15 protein-coding genes are annotated in these 17,609 nt (G+C 66.6%); 8 read left to right on the top strand and 7 right to left on the bottom strand.

The features are described 5' to 3' along the window. The 8 genes from narH to VPH40_RS01440 all read left to right on the top strand — a co-directional run bounded on the left by narH (position 1) and on the right by VPH40_RS01440 (position 8,717). Positions 1 to 1,551 carry a nitrate reductase subunit beta gene (gene narH / locus VPH40_RS01405; protein ID WP_099664219.1) on the top strand — a complete coding sequence of 517 codons (1,551 nt, stop codon included), beginning with the start codon at positions 1 to 3 and terminating at the stop codon, positions 1,549 to 1,551. A gap of 9 nt (positions 1,552 to 1,560) precedes the next feature. Next, entirely contained in the window at positions 1,561 to 2,229 is a 669-nt protein-coding gene (gene narJ / locus VPH40_RS01410; protein ID WP_328572413.1) for a nitrate reductase molybdenum cofactor assembly chaperone, read from the top strand. 27 nt (positions 2,230 to 2,256) lie between these two features. Continuing rightward, positions 2,257 to 2,943 (top strand): respiratory nitrate reductase subunit gamma, encoded by a 687-nt coding sequence (narI, locus tag VPH40_RS01415; RefSeq protein WP_328572414.1) that lies wholly within the window; start codon positions 2,257 to 2,259, stop codon positions 2,941 to 2,943. 15 nt (positions 2,944 to 2,958) lie between these two features. Beyond that, positions 2,959 to 3,705, top strand: a complete 747-nt coding sequence (locus VPH40_RS01420) for a peptidylprolyl isomerase (protein ID WP_099664216.1) — start codon at positions 2,959 to 2,961, stop codon at positions 3,703 to 3,705. Positions 3,706 to 3,793: 88 nt separating this feature from the next. After that, positions 3,794 to 4,780, top strand: a complete 987-nt coding sequence (gene moaA / locus VPH40_RS01425) for a GTP 3',8-cyclase MoaA (RefSeq protein ID WP_328572415.1) — start codon at positions 3,794 to 3,796, stop codon at positions 4,778 to 4,780. A 26-nt stretch (positions 4,781 to 4,806) separates the two neighbouring features. Continuing rightward, the gene (locus tag VPH40_RS01430) at positions 4,807 to 6,708 is read left to right on the top strand and encodes a type IV pili methyl-accepting chemotaxis transducer N-terminal domain-containing protein (protein ID WP_328572416.1); all 1,902 of its coding nucleotides are present in this window, start codon (positions 4,807 to 4,809) and stop codon (positions 6,706 to 6,708) included. Positions 6,709 to 6,732: 24 nt separating this feature from the next. Then, on the top strand, positions 6,733 to 7,395 hold the full coding sequence (locus tag VPH40_RS01435) for a response regulator (RefSeq protein WP_034781594.1): 663 nt from the start codon (positions 6,733 to 6,735) through the stop codon (positions 7,393 to 7,395). Positions 7,396 to 7,505: 110 nt separating this feature from the next. Next, a complete protein-coding gene (locus VPH40_RS01440) occupies positions 7,506 to 8,717 on the top strand; it encodes an NnrS family protein (RefSeq protein WP_328572417.1) in 1,212 nt (403 codons plus the stop codon). Between the two features lie 3 nt (positions 8,718 to 8,720). Here the strand turns inward: VPH40_RS01440 and VPH40_RS01445 are convergent, their stop codons facing one another. The 7 genes from VPH40_RS01445 to VPH40_RS01475 form a co-directional block, all read right to left on the bottom strand. Further along, positions 8,721 to 8,846 (bottom strand): hypothetical protein, encoded by a 126-nt coding sequence (locus tag VPH40_RS01445; RefSeq protein ID WP_257218626.1) that lies wholly within the window; start codon positions 8,844 to 8,846, stop codon positions 8,721 to 8,723. A gap of 33 nt (positions 8,847 to 8,879) precedes the next feature. Beyond that, the gene (locus VPH40_RS01450; RefSeq protein WP_328572418.1) at positions 8,880 to 12,323 is read right to left on the bottom strand and encodes a response regulator; all 3,444 of its coding nucleotides are present in this window, start codon (positions 12,321 to 12,323) and stop codon (positions 8,880 to 8,882) included. A 97-nt stretch (positions 12,324 to 12,420) separates the two neighbouring features. Next, positions 12,421 to 13,884 carry a response regulator gene (locus VPH40_RS01455; protein WP_328572419.1) on the bottom strand — a complete coding sequence of 488 codons (1,464 nt, stop codon included), beginning with the start codon at positions 13,882 to 13,884 and terminating at the stop codon, positions 12,421 to 12,423. Continuing rightward, positions 13,881 to 14,243, bottom strand: coding sequence for an Hpt domain-containing protein (locus VPH40_RS01460; protein ID WP_328572420.1), 363 nt, complete (start codon positions 14,241 to 14,243; stop codon positions 13,881 to 13,883). Before VPH40_RS01460 ends, VPH40_RS01455 begins: the two co-directional genes overlap by 4 nt. 34 nt (positions 14,244 to 14,277) lie before the next feature. Beyond that, positions 14,278 to 14,904: a response regulator gene (locus tag VPH40_RS01465; RefSeq protein WP_099664209.1), complete on the bottom strand. Its 627-nt coding sequence runs from the start codon at positions 14,902 to 14,904 to the stop codon at positions 14,278 to 14,280. 139 nt (positions 14,905 to 15,043) lie between these two features. Beyond that, complete coding sequence (locus VPH40_RS01470) at positions 15,044 to 15,688, bottom strand: hypothetical protein (RefSeq protein WP_328572421.1); 645 nt, start codon at positions 15,686 to 15,688, stop codon at positions 15,044 to 15,046. A 48-nt stretch (positions 15,689 to 15,736) separates the two neighbouring features. Continuing rightward, positions 15,737 to 17,416, bottom strand: a complete 1,680-nt coding sequence (locus VPH40_RS01475; protein ID WP_328572422.1) for a methyl-accepting chemotaxis protein — start codon at positions 17,414 to 17,416, stop codon at positions 15,737 to 15,739. Positions 17,417 to 17,609: the final 193 nt, after the last annotated feature.

Genomic DNA, 17,609 nt, shown 5'->3' on the forward strand with positions numbered 1-17,609 from the left:
ATGAAAATCAGAGCGCAAATCGGCATGGTGCTGAACCTGGACAAGTGCATTGGCTGCCACACTTGTTCCGTCACCTGCAAGAACGTGTGGACCAGCCGTGACGGCGTCGAGTACGCATGGTTCAACAACGTGGAAACCAAGCCAGGCATCGGCTATCCGAAGCAGTGGGAAAACCAGGACAAGTGGAATGGCGGCTGGCGCCGCACGGACGCGGGCAAGATCGAGCCGCGCCAGGGCAGCCGTCTGAAAATCCTGGCGAATATCTTCGCCAACCCGAACCTGCCTGCCATCGACGAGTACTACGAGCCGTTCACCTACGACTACGAGCACCTGCAAAGCGCGCCGCTGTCGCAGACGCCGCCGACGGCCCGTCCCATCTCCGTGCTGACGGGGAAAAAGATGGAGAAAATCGAGTGGGGTCCGAATTGGGAAGATGACCTGGGCGGGGAATTCGCCCAGCGCAGTAAAGATAAACTGTTCGACAACATGCAGAAGGAGATGTACGGCACGTTCGAAAACACCTTCATGATGTACTTGCCGCGCCTGTGCGAGCATTGCCTGAACCCGACGTGCGTGGCGTCTTGCCCGTCCGGCTCCGTGTACAAGCGCGAAGACGACGGCATCGTGCTGATCGACCAGGACAAGTGCCGCGGCTGGCGCATGTGCATCTCCGGTTGCCCGTACAAGAAGATTTACTACAACTGGTCGTCCGGCAAGGCGGAGAAGTGCACGTTCTGCTTCCCCCGCATCGAAGCGGGCCAGCCGACCGTGTGCTCGGAAACGTGCGTGGGCCGCATCCGCTACCTGGGCGTGCTGCTGTATGACGCCGACAAGATCGAGGCTGCCGCCTCCGTGCCGCAGGAGCAGGACCTGTACCAGGCGCAGCTCGATCTGTTCCTCGATCCGCACGATCCGGCCATCATCGCCGAGGCGCGCCGCCAGGGCATTCCCGACCTGTGGCTGGAAGCTGCCGTCAAGTCGCCCGTCTACAAGATGGCCGTCGAGTGGAAAGTGGCGTTCCCGCTGCATCCGGAATACCGCACCTTGCCGATGGTGTGGTACGTGCCGCCGCTGTCGCCGATCCAGGCGGCCGCCGAATCGGGCAAGCTGGGCGTGAACGGCATGCTGCCGGATACGCAAAGCCTGCGCATTCCCGTGCAGTACCTGGCCAATCTGCTGACGGCCGGCGACCAGCCGCCCATCGTCTCGGCGCTGGACCGCATGCTGGCCATGCGTGCCTACATGCGCAGCAAGACCGTCGAGAAGGTGGAAAACCTCACGGTATTGAAGCAGGTGGGCTTGACCAAGGCGCAGGTGGAGGACATGTACCACATCATGGCCATCGCCAATTACGAAGACCGCTTCGTCATCCCCAGCAGCCACAAGGAAATGGCGGAGGACAGCTTCAACGAGAAGGGCAGCTGCGGCTTCAGCTTCGGCAATGGCTGCTCGGACGGGGTCAGCGAGCCTACCTTGTTCGGCAAGAAAAAACACGGTTCGGCCATCTTCATGCAGATGCCGAAGTCGCGCAAAACGGCGCCTGGCGCTTAAGGAATCGATATGACCAACCCGATGAACCATTATCACATCCTCTCGCGTCTGCTGCTGTATCCGGAGCCCGAGCTGATCGCGCACCTGCCGCAACTGGACGCCGCGCTGGCGGCCGTGCCGGAACAGCACGCGCTGCTGCAGCCCTTGCTGGCGCACCTGGAAAGCAGCAGCCTGATCGACCTGCAGCAGCAGTACGTGGCCACGTTCGACCGCAATCCGTCGCACTCGCTGCACCTGTTCGAGCATATCCACGGCGAATCGCGCGACCGGGGCCAGGCCATGGTCGACCTGATGGAGGAATACAAGCGCCACGGCCTGCAAATGGTGGGCGACGACTTGCCCGACTTCGTGCCCCTGTTCCTGGAGTTCCTGGCACAGCTCGACGAGGCGGCTTCGGCGCCGCTGCTGGGCGACGCCGTCCACGTGCTGGCGCACATTGGCCGCAAGCTGACGGCCAACGGCAGCCCGTATGCGCCCATCTTCACCTTGCTAGAACGCCTGAGCCCCGTGGCGGCCGAAATGCTGGCCGAACCGCCGGTGCGCGACATGGATGAAGCGCTGGAAACCTTCGGTCCCGGTGCGGACGGCGTCGAGCCGTTGCTGCGCCAAGGTCAGGGCCAGGTCGCGGGCGGCGTCCATCCCGTGCATTTTCACCCGCAGCCGCGGCGCGCAGCTTGAATCGCGTCCGCATGAGGAGAGTACATCATGAGTAACTATTTGCATCAATTTGTGTATGGCATTTATCCATACATCGCGCTGGCCATCTTTTTCCTGGGTAGCCTGATCCGTTTCGACCGCGAGCAATACACGTGGAAGTCCGATTCCAGCCAGTTGCTGCACCGCGGCAGCCTGCGCCTGGGCAATATTCTGTTCCACATCGGCATCATCGGCCTGCTGTTCGGCCATGCGGCCGGCTTGCTCACCCCCGTCTGGGTGTGGGATACGCTGGGCGTGTCGCACAGCCTGAAGCAGGGCGTGGCCATGGCGGCCGGCGGCGTGATGGGCGGCCTGTGCCTGGCCGGCATCCTGATCCTGCTGGTGCGCCGCTTTTCCAATGAGCGCTTGCGCGCCGTCACCACGGCCGGTGACAAGCTGGTGATGGTGTGGATCCTGCTGACCTTGCTGCTGGGACTGTCGTCGATCTTCGTCTCCGCTTCGCACATGGATGGCCACATGATGGTCTTGCTGATGAACTGGGCGCAGCACATCGTGACTTTCCGCGGCGACGCGGCCAGCTTCATCGTCGATGCGCCGCTGGTGTTCAAGCTGCACCTGTTCATGGGCATGTCGCTGTTCGTCATCTTCCCGTTCACCCGCCTGGTGCACGTGTGGAGCGGCTTTGGCGCCATTGGATATCTGGGCCGCGCCTATCAACTGGTGCGCCGCCGTTAAGAAAGGAGCTACATCATGGGAATCTCCGTCAATGGCATCGATATCGACGATGCCGACATCGCGCAGGAATTGCCGCATCACGACGGCGCCGGCAATCCGCTGAAACAGGCCGTGCATGAACTGGTGCTGCGCCGGCTGCTGCAAGACGAGGTCGAACGCCTCGGCGTGCAGGGCGGCAGCCTTGACGACCGCATCGAAGCGTTGTTCGCGCAGGAAGTGCGCGTGCCGCCCGCCGATGATGCGGCTTGCCGCACCTTTTATGCGCAGCGTCCGCAGCTGTTTAGCAGCGGCGCGCTGGTCGAGGCGCGCCACATCCTGTTCCAGGTGACGCCCGAGGCGCCTTTGGAACTGCTGCGGGCCACGGCGCAAGCCGTGCTCGACGCCCTGAAGCTGGCGCCCGAGCGCTTCGGCGAACTGGCGGCGCAGTATTCGAACTGCCCCTCGGGCGCCCTGGGCGGCAACCTGGGCCAGCTGTCGCCGGGCCAGAGCGTGCCGGAGTTCGACGCGCTGCTTTTCCGCCTGGAAGAGGGCGCGCTGGCTGGCCATTTGCTGGAAACGCGCTTCGGCTACCACATCGTGCAGGTGCTGCGCCGGGTCGAAGGCCAGGCCATCGCCTACGAGGCGGTGCAGGCGCAGATCGCCGACCGCCTGTCGCGTGCCGCGTGGCAGCGCGCCGTGCACCAGTATCTGCACTTGCTGGTGGGGCGCGCGGAGATCGCCGGCATCGAGCTGGAAGGCACAGCCAGTCCGTTAGTGCAATAGACCGGAAGGCGTAGGCCGCTAGGCCTTCTGGGGCACAGCCAGATCGTGCCCCAGCCTTTACAATCAAGGAAGAAACAGGAGTAGCGTCATGGGTAGCGTCAAGTTGCAGGACCGTTTTGGCCGTTCGATCGATTATGTGCGGCTGTCCGTCACCGACCGCTGCGATTTGCGCTGCAGTTATTGCATGCCCAAGGGCTTTCGCGGTTTCGAAGAGCCGAAGGACTGGCTGACGTTCGACGAGATCGAGCGCCTGCTGGGTATTTTCGTGCGCCTCGGCACGCGCCGCGTGCGCCTGACGGGCGGCGAGCCCCTGTTGCGGCGCAACCTGCCGGAGCTGGCGCAGCGGCTGTCCGCGCTGCCCGGCTTGCAGGACCTGTCGCTGTCGACGAATGCCACGCAGCTGGGCAAGCACGCCGTGGCCCTGCGCGCGGCGGGCGTGGACCGCATCAATGTCAGTCTCGACTCGCTGGACCGCGCGTGCATGCAGCAGATCACGGGGCGCGACAGCCTGCAGCCGATTCTCGATGGCCTGATGGCGGGCAAGGGGGCCGGTTTCGATCCGATCAAGATCAATATGGTGGCCATGCGCGGCGTCAATGACAGCCAGATCGAGGCCATGGCGGCCTTCTGCATCGAGCAGCAGTTCATCCTGCGCCTGATCGAAGCCATGCCGATGGGCAGCACGGGCCGCAATGCCCGCTACATGCCGCTCGGTCCCGTGCGCGAGCGCCTGGCGGCCCGCTTTGGCCTAGTGCCGCAGGCGATGGAGCTCGGTGGCGGGCCGGCGCGCTACATGGCGACTCGCGATGGGCGCTCGAGCATCGGTTTCATCACGCCCATGTCGCAGCATTTTTGCGCCACCTGCAACCGCGTGCGCCTGTCCGTCGATGGTACCCTGTACCTGTGCCTGGGCCAGGAAGAGAAATTCGCCTTTGGCCCCATGCTGCGCGGCGGGGCCACGGATGCGGAGATCGAAGCGGCGATCCGCGCCGCCATCGAACTCAAGCCGCAGCAGCACGATTTCAACACGCAGCCGGACAAGATTATCCGTTTTATGGCCCAAACCGGAGGCTGAACGGTGCGGTGCCAAGTAAAGGGTGTATGAAATTTAAAGCGATGTTTTCCTCCTGGCAGAAGCTGTCGACCAAGATCGTCGGCGCGCTGCTGCTCATGCTGGTGCTGGCCCTGAGTGCCATCGGCTGCACCCTGTTCCTGTCGTGGCAGCTCGAAGGCAGTTCGGCCGCCATCAACGAGACGGGCCGGCTGCGCATGCAGACCTACCGCCTGACCCTTTTGCTGGCCAGCGACGCTGGCGAGCAGGCGCGCCAGCAAGTGCTGCTGATCGACGAGACCCTGGCCAAGATCGGCCATGGCGACCCGCAGCGCCCCTTGTTCCTGCCTCCCAGCAGCGCCATCAAATCCGAATTCGAGCGCATCGGCACCGCCTGGCGCGGCGCCCTGCGTCCGGCCGCCCTGGCCGCCGACTCCAGCGCGCGCGCGCGCCAGTTCGAGCATGACGCCGACACCTTCGTCGGCCAGGTCGACCAGCTGGTGCGCCTGATCGAACACGATAGCGAACAGCGCACCTTCTGGCTGCGCGCCTCGCAACTGATCCTGGTCGGCATGGCCGTCATCGGCACGGTCAGCATGATTTACCTGATGTTCATGCTGATCATCGAACCCGTCACGCGCCTGCGGCTGGGCATGCAGCGCATGAAGGAACGCGATTTCAGCGTGCGCCTGGCAGTGGAGAGCAATGACGAATTCGGCCAGCTGGCCAGTGGCTTCAACCAGATGGCCGACCGCCTGCAGGCGCTGTACGGCAACCTGGAAGAGGGCGTGCGCAGCAAGACGGCCACGCTGGAATACCGCAACCGCGAACTGGCGCTGCTGTACGAAAGCGCCGCCTTCCTGCAGCGCCCGCAGCCGCTGGAAGACATCTGCGGCGGTTTCATGCAGCGCATCGTCGACTATTTCGAGGCCGACGGCTCCACCGTGCGCGTGCTCGACGCCGAGCGGGGCAACCTGCACATGGTGGTGCACCACGGCCTGTCCGAAGAACTGGTGGCGTCCGAGCATTGCCTGAAGGTGGGCGACTGCCTGTGCGGCACGGCCGTCGAGATGAAGGTGGCGAAGGTGCACGACATGCGCCGCATCGACAAGGCGCACGAGTTGCGCTGCCACCGCGAGGGCTTTGCCACCGTCTCCGTTTTCCACATCCACGCGCACGAACAGCACCTGGGCTTTTTCAACCTGCATTTCCGCCATGCGCGCGTGTTTTCCGCGCGCGAGCTGGCCTTGCTGGAAACGCTGGGCCAGTTGCTGGGCATCGCGCTGGAAAACCTGCGCCTGGCCGCGCGCGAACGCGAAATGGCCATTTCCGAAGAGCGCAACCTGGTGGCGCAGGGGCTGCACGACAGCATCGCGCAAAGCCTCAATTTCCTCAACCTGCAAGTGCAGATGCTCGACGACTCCGTGCGCAACGCCCGTTTCGACGAGGTGGCGGGCATCGTGCCGGCCCTGCATGCGGGCGTGAAGGAAAGCTACGAGGACGTGCGCGAACTGCTGGCCAATTTCCGCAGCCGCCTGATGGAAGATGACCTGATCGGCTCCCTGCGCGCCGCGGTGGACAAATTCCGCCGCCAGACGGGCATCGACGCCGAGCTGCTGGCCGATGTCGACGGCGCGCCATTCCCCCGCGAGCAGCAATTGCAGTTATTATTCATCGTGCAGGAAGCGCTGTCGAACATCCGCAAGCACGCCCAGGCCAGCCACGTCGAGGTGCGCCTCGCCGACCACCAGGACTTTACCTTGACGATCAGCGACAATGGCGTCGGCTTCGACGCTTGCGCCGTGCTGGAAAAGGGCGACAGCCATGTCGGCATCCACATCATGCGCGAGCGCGCGCAGCGCATCGACGCCACGTTCGACGTGCACGCCTGTCCTGGCGGCGGCACCACCGTCGAACTGCATTTGTCGCGCGAGCAGCGCCGCGCCGCCTAAGTAACCACCTGAAAGTACAAAAAAATGGAGACACCCGATAAACCGATCACCGTCATGCTGGTGGACGACCACGCGCTGTTCCGCAGCGGCATACGCTCGCTGCTGCAGCGGCATACGGACTTTTCCGTCGTGGGCGAGGCGGCCGATGGCGTGGAAGGCATCAAGCGCGCCATCCAGCTGCAGCCCGACGTGGTGCTGCTGGACCTGAACATGGCCGGCATGTCCGGCGTGGAAGCGCTGCAGCTGATGCAGCACGATTGCCCGGACACGGCCATCGTCATGCTGACCGTGTCCGAAGACGCGGAAGACCTGGCGACGGCCTTGCGCGCGGGCGCCTGCGGCTACCTGATCAAGAATATCGACGCCGATTACCTGGTGCGCGCCATCCGCCGCGCCGCCGCCGGCGAAGTTGTCATCGCCGAAGCCATGACGGGCAAGCTGGTGGCGCAGCTGCAGGCGGGCACGCGGCGCGAGGAGCCCGTGTCGGAACTCGACAAGCTCACGCCGCGCGAAAAGGAAATCATCGACTGCCTGTCGCGCGGCGAGAGCAACAAGGGCATCGCCCGCACGCTGGACCTGGCCGAGAGCACGGTCAAGATCCATGTGCAGAACGTGCTGAAAAAACTCAACCTCACCAGCCGCGTGCAGGCGGCCGTGTACGCGGTCGAACACCGCCAGGGCAAGTAGCCTGCGCCGGCGGCTAGTCCTTGCGGGCTAGCCGTCTAATCCTTTTGCCGATGGCGGCAGCTGCGCTTTTAAAGTAGTATATTGAATATATCTTTAAATGCGAACCCATCATGGCCATCACCCCGATCAGCGAACCATCTCCTTCTCCCGCCGCCCCCGGCGCGGCGCCCTGGCATGCCAGCCACGCCGTCTGGCAACTGGGTTTCCGCCCGTTTTACCTGCTGGCGGCCGTGTTTGCGGCCATCAGCATTCCCCTGTGGCTGGCCAGCTACTTCGGCGTGCTGGCGGGCGGCCTGCACGTGGGGCTGGGCTGGCATATGCATGAAATGGTGTTCGGCTTCGCGCTGGCCGTCGTCGTGGGCTTCCTGTACACGGCGGGACGCAACTGGACGGGCTTGCCCACGCCGCACGGCGCGCCGTTGATGGCGCTGGCGGCGCTGTGGCTGGCGGGGCGCGTGGCCATGCTGTGCGGGCCAAGCCTGCTGACGGCGCTGGTCGACTGGCTGTTCCTGCCGCTGGCCGCCTGGCCCCTGTATCGGGTGCTGCGCCGCTCGGGCAATACGCGCAACCTGTTCCTCGTCGGCTTGCTGGCCTTGCTGGCGCTGGCCAACGGCCTGTTCCATGCGGCCGTGCTGGGCTGGCTGCCGTTGTCGCTGTTCCTGCCCGTGCAGGCGGCCATCTTCATCATCGTGCTGATCGAATCGGTGATCGGCGCGCGCGTGATCCCCATGTTTACCCGCAATGGCGCGCCTGGCAGCACGCCGGTGGCTAGCCCGCGGCGGGCCTTGATCGCCGTGGCCTGCATGGCGGCGGCCGCGATCGCGTGGCTGGCCGGCGCGCCAGCCTGGCTTTCTGCGCCGCTGGCTTTCTGCGCTGCCGGCGTCTCGCTGGCCAACCTGCTGGCCTGGCAGCCGCAGCGCACCCTGGGCGTGCCGCTGCTGTGGATACTGCACCTGTCGTATGCGTGGATCGGCATCGGCTTTGCGCTGCTGGCGGCCGCCAGCCTGGGTCTGCTGCCGGCCAGCGCCGCGTTTCACGCGCTGACGGTGGGCTCGATGGCGGGCCTGATCATCGGCATGATGACGCGCACCACCCTGGGTCACACGGGGCGGCCATTGAAAGGCGGCAGGGCGGAAGCGGCGATGTATTGGCTGATCCAGCTGGGCGCGCTGGTGCGCCTGCTGGCCGCCGTCGGTCCAGCAACGCTGGCCATGCCGCTGCTGCTGGCAGCGGGCGCCTGCTGGTCGCTGGCCTTTGGCCTGTATGCGTGCGTGTATGCGCCGTACCTGTGGCGCGCCAGGGTGGATGGCCGCGAAGGCTAACTGTCAGAAAGGGCGCCAGGCCAGCAGTTTCCTGATTTCCGGCGTCCAGTAGGACAGCGATTCGCCCACGACGAATAGCAGCAGGCCCAGCATCAAGGCTCTCAGCAGTAAATCCCTGCACCAGATCATGGCGTCTCCCAAATTTTCATATTGGCAAGTTTATCATTGGCATGCCCGGCCATGTTGCGTTTCTGGTACGGCCGCCTGGTCGGACGGTGGCGTCCGTGCCGTAAAGGTCGCGACGGCCTCGATGGCGTGCGCCAGCGCCTGCTCCAGTGTGTCGAGCGCGGCGGCCGCATCGTCGCCGGCGTGCAGCAGCTGTTCGGCATGCCGGGCCGCATGCAGGGTGGCGGGCAGGGCCAGGCTGCCCGCCTCGCCGGCCAGCTTGTGCGCCAGCGCGGCCGCGTCGCCGCGCGCATCGGTCGCCAGCAGCGCCCGCATGGCGCCGACCGTGTCGCCGTAGGTGTTGCTAAAACGCAACAGGTGCTGGCGGTAGGGCGCTTCATCGAGCCACTGCGCCATCCCTTGCGCCAGGTCGATGGCGGGCGCCGCGCCGGCCGGCGGCTCGGTCGTTGCCATTTCGGCCATGACAGGCGGCAGGGCAGGCAGCCCTTGCGCATGACGCCGGTGCGCGCGCGCCACCAGGGCGATGGTCTGCGGCACGTCGAACGGTTTGCTGATGAAATGGTTCACGCCCGCTTCCAGTGCCGCCGTGCGCTGCGTCTGGAAGGCGCCGGCCGTCAGCGCCACCACGGGCAAGTCCTGGAACTGCGGCAACTGGCGCAGCGCGCGTGTCGCCTGCAAGCCGTCCATGACGGGCATCTGCACATCCATCAGCACGATGTCGACGTCGGCGGGGTGGGCCAGCAGCCAGTCCAGCGCCTGCCGGCCGTCGCAGGCGAACGAGGGCACGGCGCCCTGGTCGCACAGGATATGCCTGACCACGTCGCGGTTGATTTCGCTGTCGTCGACCACCAGCACGCGCACGCCGGCCAGCTGGCGCTCTTCCAGCGGAACCAGGCTGGCGTCCAGGCCGGCATCCCTGGCGCGCTGCTGGCGCGCAGCCATCACCGCGTTGTACAGGCTGGAAGCGGTCACCGGCTCGTTGAGGATGGCATCGGCGGCATAGACCGGGTCGGTGCGCCGCCGTGCCGGCGCTGTCGCCGGCGCGCCGCTGGCGGCCAGGATGACGACGGGGCAGTCCTGCGGCGGCAGGTATTCGCGCAGCGCGCGCGCCGTCGCTTCGCCGTCCAGGTCCGGCATGTGCGTGGCCAGCACCACGACGCCGGGCCGCTCGCCCTCGGCGCAGGCCAGCGCATAATCGAGTGCCGCCTGGCCGCCGGACACGGCATGCACGCTCCAGCCAAGGCCGCGCGCCGCGGCGCCCACCGCCTCGCGCGTGCCGGCGTTGTCGTCGGCCAGCAAGACATGCAGGCCCTGCATGTCGGGCGAGGACAGGGCGCCGGCGGGCATCAATTGCAGGGGCACCGTGAAACTGAATTCGCTGCCCTGGCCCAGGCGGCTTTTCAGCTGCAGGGTGCCGCCCATCAGGCGGACCAGTTGGCGGCAGATGGTCAAGCCCAGTCCCGTGCCGCCGAAGCGGCGCGTGGTGGAACTGTCGGCCTGGGCGAAGGCGGAAAAGATCGCTTCCTGCACCTCGGGGGCGATGCCGATGCCCGTGTCGCGCACGCAAAAGCGCAGCACGGCGGCGTCGCCGTCGCGGCTGTCCAGCGTGCTCAGCAGCTCGACCGTGCCCTGCGGCGTGAACTTGATGGCATTGCTGCCCAGGTTGACCAGCACTTGCTCCAGCCGCAGCGCGTCGCCCAGCATGTGGTCGATACCGTCGGGCAACGGCCCGATCCACACCTCAATCGGCTTGTCGTGCGCGGCAACGCCCATGCTGGCGGCAATCTTTTCGATCACCTCGGCCAGGCGGAACGGCGCCTGTTCGATGCGCATGTGGCCGGCCTCGATTTTCGAGACGTCCAGCACGTCGTTGATGATGCCCAGCAGGGATTGGCCTGCGGCGCGGATCTTGCGCGTCATCAACAGTCCCTCTTCATCCAGGCGGCCCCTTTCCAGCAGCCAGGCCATGCCGAGGATGGCGTTCAGCGGCGAGCGGATTTCATGGCTCATGTTGGCGAGGAATTCCGCCTTGCTGCGGTTGGCCGCTTCGGCCCCGTCGCGCGCCAGCAGCATGGCCGCCTCGGCCTGCTTTTGCGCGGAAATATCCTGGGCAAAGATCAAGGTGGCCGGCCCATCCTTGAGCATCACGCGCGTGCTGGTCTTGAGGGTGGGCACGGGCCGGCCCTGCTTGTCGAGGCCGACGGCTTCAAACACCTGTTCGCTGGCCGAATCGGCCTCGATCAGCGTCTCGTTGCTTGCCAGCGCCACTTGCGAGTCGGCCGTGAGCATGGTGCGCCAGGCCAGGCCGCTCAGGTCATCCTCGGGCGCATAGCCATGCAGGTGGCGGTAGCGCGGATTGGAATACACGAAGCGCCCATGGCGCAGGATGGCGATCGCCAGGGGCGCATCTTCGATCAGGGTGCGAAAGCGCGTTTCGCTGTCGGACACGGCTTGCATGGCCTGGCGTTCCCTTTCCTGTTCCACCTGCCAGGCCGCCTGCTGTCGGCGCCGCCGCTGGCTCCAGAACAGCAGGCTGGCCGCGGCCAGCGCCAGCATGGCAAAACCGAGCACGTAGCCCAGCGCCTGGCGCCGCAGCGGGGCCGCGATGGCCGCTTCTTCGCGGCTCAGGCCGATGATCAGGGCGCGGTCCATGTGCAGCGCGGCGGGGGCGATGGTTGCCATCGCCATGACGCGGGGGGAGGCGGACCCGCCGGCGCCGGCAATCTCGACGCCGCTCAGCACGCCCGCCTGAAAGCCGCTGTCGCGAAAGCGCCGCAGGAAGCTGCCGGGCGCGTCCACATTGCCGCCATTGGCGTTCCTGGGGGGATAGTTCAGGAATTGCCGGCCGTCGCCATGCACGACCACGGCCCAGACGTCGGGCGCATACATGGCGGTGCGGAACTTGGCCGTGAAATAGTCGGGGTCGAAGGTGGCCACGACGACGCCGGCAAAGCGGCCTTGCCGGTCCTGCACCATGCGCGCCGCCGTGATGACCAGGTCCCGCTTGAAGGACAGGAAAGGCGCCGAGATGTACAGCATGTGCGCATCGGGGGCGTCGCGCGCCGTCTGGAAGTAGCCGCGGCGCGAAAAATCCTGGCCGGCCAGTTCCGGGATGTTGGTGGCGACCGGCTTGCCGCCTGCATCGATGACCAGCATGGTGCGCACGCCCGGCATGGCGTCGACCAGCGCGGCCAGGCGCCGGGGCAGCGCTTGCCCGGCGTCGGGCGCGGCGCCGGCGGCAAGGTAGTCGCGGATCACGCCGTCGAGCACCAGGTTGGTCGATGCCAGGTCGACTTCGATATTTTTTGCCAGCAGCGCCGTCAGCACGCTGAGCCTTTCGCGCTCGGCCGCATCGTGCCGCGACGCTTCGGCCAGGTGCGCGTAGGCGAGGGCGGCAGCCACGATCAGCAGCCCGAGGAGCAAAAACAGCCATTCGATCAATCGCCTGTGCACTGCCGCCGCGTCTGTGTGGTAGGTCATGTGGCGATGCTATACCCGATATGCACGGAGAACAACTTTTGCGCATGACTACGCAGGTGATAGTGTGGCCAATTTGCCGCCAGGCGGCAGGCGGAGGCTAGCGCGCCAGCCAGCGTTCCACCATGGCGCGCAACTGGGCGGCCGTGAAGGGCTTGGACAGGTAATCGTCCATGCCGGCCGCCGCGCAGCGCTGCCGGTCGTCGTCGGTGACGCCGGCCGTGAGGGCGATGACGGGCAGGCGCCGTGCGCCGCTGGCCGCTTCGCGGGCGCGCAGGGCCTGGCACGCCTGGTAGCCGTCCATGACGGGCATCATGCAATCCATCAGGACCAGGTCGTACTGCTGTTCGGCCAGCGCTTGCAGGCCCAGCGCGCCGTTCTCCGCCGTGTCGATGGCGTAGCCGCAGGTGCCCAGCTGCAGGCACACCAGCTGGCGGTTCAGCGCCGTATCCTCGACCAGCAGGATGCGCGCGCCCTGCACTATCTCCTGTTCCGGCGGCTTGGCGGCATGCGCTGGTGCCGCGCGCTCCTGCAGCGCCAGCACCGTGGCCGCGTCGCGCTCCTGGCGCCGCAGCAGGGCCAGGATCAGTGCGACGGCCGCGGCCAGCACGAGCAGGCTGACGACGGCCGCGCCGCCCATGGTGAGCAGCATGCGCCGCCAGCCCGCCAGGTAGACGTCGTCCGTCACGGTCACGTTGATGGCCAGCGGATAGTCGCGCACCAGCCGTATGGCGGCCAGGCGGTCGACCGCGCGCCCCTGGTCGGCCGCGCGCGGCGAGTCCACCTGCAGCACGCCATCGGTCTTGCCCTGTTCCAGCAGGCCGTAGGTGCTGCCCGTCAGGTTGCGCTTGCCCATCATGGCGGGTACGGCCGGCCAACGGGCCAGCAGCGTGTAGTCGCTGCGGTACAGGGAAAAGGCCGTGTGTTCGCCGATGCTGGCGTTCTGGAAGAATTTGCTGAAGAAGTCGCACGACAGGCCCACCAGCACCACGCCCAGGAAGCGGCCGTCCGTGCCGCTGATGCGCCGGCTGATATAGAAGGTCCAGGCGCCATCGCCCTTGTTTTGCACGGGCGCGCTGACATGCATGCCGCCGTCCGGGTGGCGCCGGTGATACTCGAAGTAATCGCGCTCGTCGAGGCGGATGGGCGGCGCGGGAAAGGCGCGGCTGAAGGCCAGCACCTTGGCATCGCCGCCGACGATGGATACCCCGTCCACTTGCGGCACGCCGCCGATCTTGTGCCGCAGCATCTGCTGCATGGCCGGGGTGCCGACGGCGGCGGCCAGCGCTTGCGCGTCTGCCGGGGCGGCGGCATCGATGTCGCGGCTGACGCCGTCGAGCACCAGCCTGGCCGCCGTCATGCTCTGCGCCGTGTTTTCCGCCAGCAGCAGCGACAGCTTGGACAAGTCCTGTTTCCAGTCGTCGACGGCTTCGCGGTGCAGCAGCACGCCGGAGACGACGATGCGCAGCGCCAGCAGGCCCACCAGCACCAGGCCCACGACGGCCGCCGTGGTGCGCGGCCGATAGCGGTGCACCAGGCGCAGGGCGGCCTGGCGCGCGTTCATGCCTGCGCGCCCGTGTAGTCGAGCATGCTGCGGCGTACCTCCTGCTCCACCGCGCCGACCAGCGCCGCCGTCTCATCGAGCCAGTTCGCTGCCGGCACACCCTGGTGGCGCACCAGCTGCTCGAATTCCGCCAGGCGCGCCGCCAGGGCGCTGGCGCCCAGCAGGACGACGGTGCCGCGCAAGGTATGGCAGCTGTGCACGATGGCTTGCGCCGCACCGCCGCGCACGGCCTGCTCGACGCGGGCAAACATGGCCGGCGCCGTATCGAGGTAGGTCTGCGACAGGGCGCGGAACATCTCCAGGTCGCGCCCGGTGGCCTGGAACAGCACGGCAGGATCGATGTGGCGATAGGCTGGCATGGCGGCTCCGTGGCGGGGGGAAGGCGGTGGCCGGCTAGGCGGCCAGGCTGTTGCGCCGCGCATGGCCGGCGCAGCAGGCGCGCAGATAGCCGCGCAGTTCGTCGTAATTGACGGGCTTGGCAAAAAATACCACGCCGGGCGGCACGCCGCCCCGTTCTTGCAGTTCCTCCGGCGTCAGGCTCGACAGCATGGCGATGTGCATGTCCGCCAGCAGCGGGTCGGCCAGGATGGTGCGGATCACCTCGTAGCCGTCGATGCCTTCCATGATGATGTCGGCCAGCAAGATGTCGGGCTGGTCGCGGGCGATTTCCATCAGCGCCTGGTAGCCGTTTTCGCAAAAGCGCAAGTCCGCCTGCAAGCCCCAGGAACCGATCTGCTTTTCATACAGCGCCCGTTCGATCGGATTGTCTTCGATGACGAGGATGGAGGGCGGGCGGCCCGACGGGGCGGGGCGGCCGGCGCGCGCGGCGCGCTGGTCCTGGCCCGGCTGGCCGGGATTGCCCTTGTAGGCTTCGACGGCCGCGAGGGGAATGCGCCGGTGGCCGCCCTTGGTCTTCCAGGCTTCGATCACGCCGGCCTCGACCAGTTGCTGCACGGATGTCACCGAGATGCCGAGGATTTCGGCGGCCTTTTGGGTAGTGCAAACGTCTGCAGTGTGCATGATGGGCTGTCTGGTCGCGGATGAAGTTGAAGGAGATGATACGCAATCGCGCTCAAAAAATCAATTTTAACGAATTAGATGAATTCAATAAAAACCTGGCTGGTTCAGGGCCGGGCAGGCGCGCCAGGTGGATGCGCGCTCATGGCCGGCTGCCTGCGCCGCTGCGCTCCTCTGCCAGCACCGCGCCCGTTTGCAGGGCCGTGACGGCTTGCGACAGCGTGTCGAGCGCCATCAGCAGTTCCGCGTGCAGGCGGCGCAGCGCGCCGATATCGTTGGCAAAGCCCGCATGCACGGCCTGGCGCGCCAGCGCTTGCAAGGGGAGCAGGCCCATGGCCAGGCTGCCGTCGAGAATTTCCTGCGCCAGCACGCGCGCCGGGGCGGTCCGCTCGCAGCGCAGCGCATGGGCGATGCCGGCGAGGCGGTCGCGCGTCTCGGCCACGAACAGGGCCAGAATCTCGCCCTGCAGGCGCCGGTCGTGGCCGAACATGGCGTCCAGGCGGGCCAGTTCGAATGGCGGCGCGCCCGGCGCCCTGGGCGCTTGCGGCGGCGGTGCGCTGTCAGCCCCCCTGGCCGGCGGGGCCGCTTTGCGCATCTGCAGCAGTTGATGCAGGTCGGACGGCGTGCTGCTGCCGGCCGCTGGCGCGCGGCCAGACTGGCGCCAGCGGGTGCGGCGCCAGAGCAGGGCGGCCAGCAGCAACAGCAGGCCTGCCAGCGCCAGCGCCGGGCGCATCAGCGACAGCTCTTCGCAGCGCAGGAAGGGGGGGATGGAGAGAAAGGCGTTCATGGCGGTGCTCCGGTGCGGACGATGCGCGTGATCCTGCGTGAGGCGGACCTAAAATACTTCCCAGTCGCCGGCATCGGCGCCGGCCGGCGCCGTGTTCCTGGCCTGGCCCGCGTGGCGCGTGGCGACCAGCCTGAGCGTGGCCTTGTGCTGTGCGGGCCGCCGGGCGGCAGGCGCGCGGGGCGCCGCGCCGGCTTGCCCTTGCGCCAGCTTGAAGGTGCCCACCACGTCGGCCAGCTTGGCCGCCTGCTCCTGCAGCGATTGCGATGCCGCCGCCGCTTCCTCGACCAGGGCCGCATTCTGCTGCGTGACTTCATCCATCTGCGCGATGGCGCGGTTGATTTCCTCGATGCCCGTGCTTTGCTCCACGCTGGCGGCCGAGATTTCGCTGACGATGCCGGTGACGCTGCGCACCGTGTCGACCACTTCCGTCATGGTCGCGCCGGCCTGCTGGACCAGCTTGCCGCCTTGTTGCACCTGTTGCACGGAGTCGCCGATGAGTGCCTTGATTTCCTTGGCGGCCGCCGCCGAACGGTGCGCCAGGTTGCGCACTTCGGTGGCCACGACGGCAAAGCCGCGTCCCTGTTCCCCGGCGCGCGCCGCTTCCACCGCCGCGTTCAGGGCCAGGATATTGGTCTGGAAGGCGATGCCGTCGATGACGCCGATGATGTCGGCGATCTTGGCGGACGAGCTGTCGATCGCTTGCATGGTGCGGATCACGTCGTCCATCACTTGCCCGCCCCGCTGCGCCTGGTCCGAGGCGCTGACGGCCATTTGCCGGGCCTGGCGGGCGTTGTCCGCATTCTGCCGCACGGTGGCCGTCAATTCTTCCATGGCCGACGCGGTTTCTTCCAGCGAGCCGGCCTGCTGCTCCGTGCGCGCCGACAGGTCCAGGTTGCCCGCCGCGATCTCGCTTGACGCCGTGCCGATGGTGTCCGTGCCGGCACGCACTTCGGCCACGATGCGCACCAGGCTGCCGCTCATCTCCGCCAGGGCCGTCATCAGCTGGCCCACCTCGTCGTGCGAGGCGGCGCTGACCTGCACGCTGAGGTCGCCGCTTGCGATGGTGCGGGCCACGCCGATGGCATCGGCCAGCGAGGCGGCGATGCGCCGCGCCAGCAGCAGGCCCATGCCGGCCACCAGGGCCGTCACGGCCAGGGCCAAGCTGCATGAAATCCAGCGCGCGCTGGCCGCGGCCGCGGCGCCGTCGGCAGCCCCCCTGGCGGCCAGGGTTTCGTTGTAGCGGTGATGAGCGGCGAGGGCGTCGACCAGTTCCTTGATCAGGGGCTGGCTTGCCATCAGCAAGTCGCGTGCGGCGTCGAGTTCGCCCGCCTTCGACAGCGCCAGCACCTTGTCGCGCACGGCGTCGTAGCGCAGCAGCACGGCGCGGTCCGTGGCCAGCAGCGCCTTGTCTTGCTCATCTGAAATGTTTTCCTTTTCATACTGGTCGAGCGCCTTGCCGACCGCCGCGCGCGCCTCGTTGATGCCCGCTTCCAGCTTGTCGCGCCTGGCGGCGTCCTTGCTGGCCATGTGCTGCCAGACGGCCGTGCGCATCTGCGTGAACGGCACGAATGCCTGGTTCAGGGTCAGCAGGCTGGGAACCGTGTTGACGGTGGCATAGCTGGCCGCCGTGTACACGCGGTCCATCTGGTAGATGCCAAAGCCCGCCAGGGCGGCCAGTCCCAGGACGACGGAAAGGATCAAGACGTACAGCCGTTTAGCGATGGTCATGATGGGCGCCGCTCCAATGAAGTGAAATTCAAGAAAAATACTTTGCCTGGATGAGTTTTTTCATTTTACGCCAAAAATTTGTTTTATTCGAGAAATTTGTTGTTTATCTATTTTAATTTATGTTTTTCATCAAAATCGCATCGCAGAAGCTGGCTGAACGCGCATGTCGTGTATAAAAAGCCACACGGCACGC

The sequence above is a fragment of the Janthinobacterium sp. P210005 genome (assembly GCF_036231865.1).
GTDB classification, from domain to species: domain Bacteria; phylum Pseudomonadota; class Gammaproteobacteria; order Burkholderiales; family Burkholderiaceae_D; genus Janthinobacterium; species Janthinobacterium kumbetense.

Bases quoted from the DNA above. Each gene is read 5' to 3' on its own strand.
- narH (WP_099664219.1), top strand. From the start codon at position 1: ATGAAAATCAGAGCGCAAATCGGCATGGTGCTGAACCTGGACAAGTGC.
- narJ (WP_328572413.1), top strand. From the start codon at position 1,561: ATGACCAACCCGATGAACCATTATCACATCCTCTCGCGTCTGCTGCTG.
- narI (WP_328572414.1), top strand. From the start codon at position 2,257: ATGAGTAACTATTTGCATCAATTTGTGTATGGCATTTATCCATACATC.
- VPH40_RS01420 (WP_099664216.1), top strand. From the start codon at position 2,959: ATGGGAATCTCCGTCAATGGCATCGATATCGACGATGCCGACATCGCG.
- moaA (WP_328572415.1), top strand. From the start codon at position 3,794: ATGGGTAGCGTCAAGTTGCAGGACCGTTTTGGCCGTTCGATCGATTAT.
- VPH40_RS01430 (WP_328572416.1), top strand. From the start codon at position 4,807: ATGAAATTTAAAGCGATGTTTTCCTCCTGGCAGAAGCTGTCGACCAAG.
- VPH40_RS01435 (WP_034781594.1), top strand. From the start codon at position 6,733: ATGGAGACACCCGATAAACCGATCACCGTCATGCTGGTGGACGACCAC.
- VPH40_RS01440 (WP_328572417.1), top strand. From the start codon at position 7,506: ATGGCCATCACCCCGATCAGCGAACCATCTCCTTCTCCCGCCGCCCCC.
- VPH40_RS01445 (WP_257218626.1), bottom strand. From the start codon at position 8,846: ATGATCTGGTGCAGGGATTTACTGCTGAGAGCCTTGATGCTGGGCCTG.
- VPH40_RS01450 (WP_328572418.1), bottom strand. From the start codon at position 12,323: ATGACCTACCACACAGACGCGGCGGCAGTGCACAGGCGATTGATCGAA.
- VPH40_RS01455 (WP_328572419.1), bottom strand. From the start codon at position 13,884: ATGAACGCGCGCCAGGCCGCCCTGCGCCTGGTGCACCGCTATCGGCCG.
- VPH40_RS01460 (WP_328572420.1), bottom strand. From the start codon at position 14,243: ATGCCAGCCTATCGCCACATCGATCCTGCCGTGCTGTTCCAGGCCACC.
- VPH40_RS01465 (WP_099664209.1), bottom strand. From the start codon at position 14,904: ATGCACACTGCAGACGTTTGCACTACCCAAAAGGCCGCCGAAATCCTC.
- VPH40_RS01470 (WP_328572421.1), bottom strand. From the start codon at position 15,688: ATGAACGCCTTTCTCTCCATCCCCCCCTTCCTGCGCTGCGAAGAGCTG.
- VPH40_RS01475 (WP_328572422.1), bottom strand. From the start codon at position 17,416: ATGACCATCGCTAAACGGCTGTACGTCTTGATCCTTTCCGTCGTCCTG.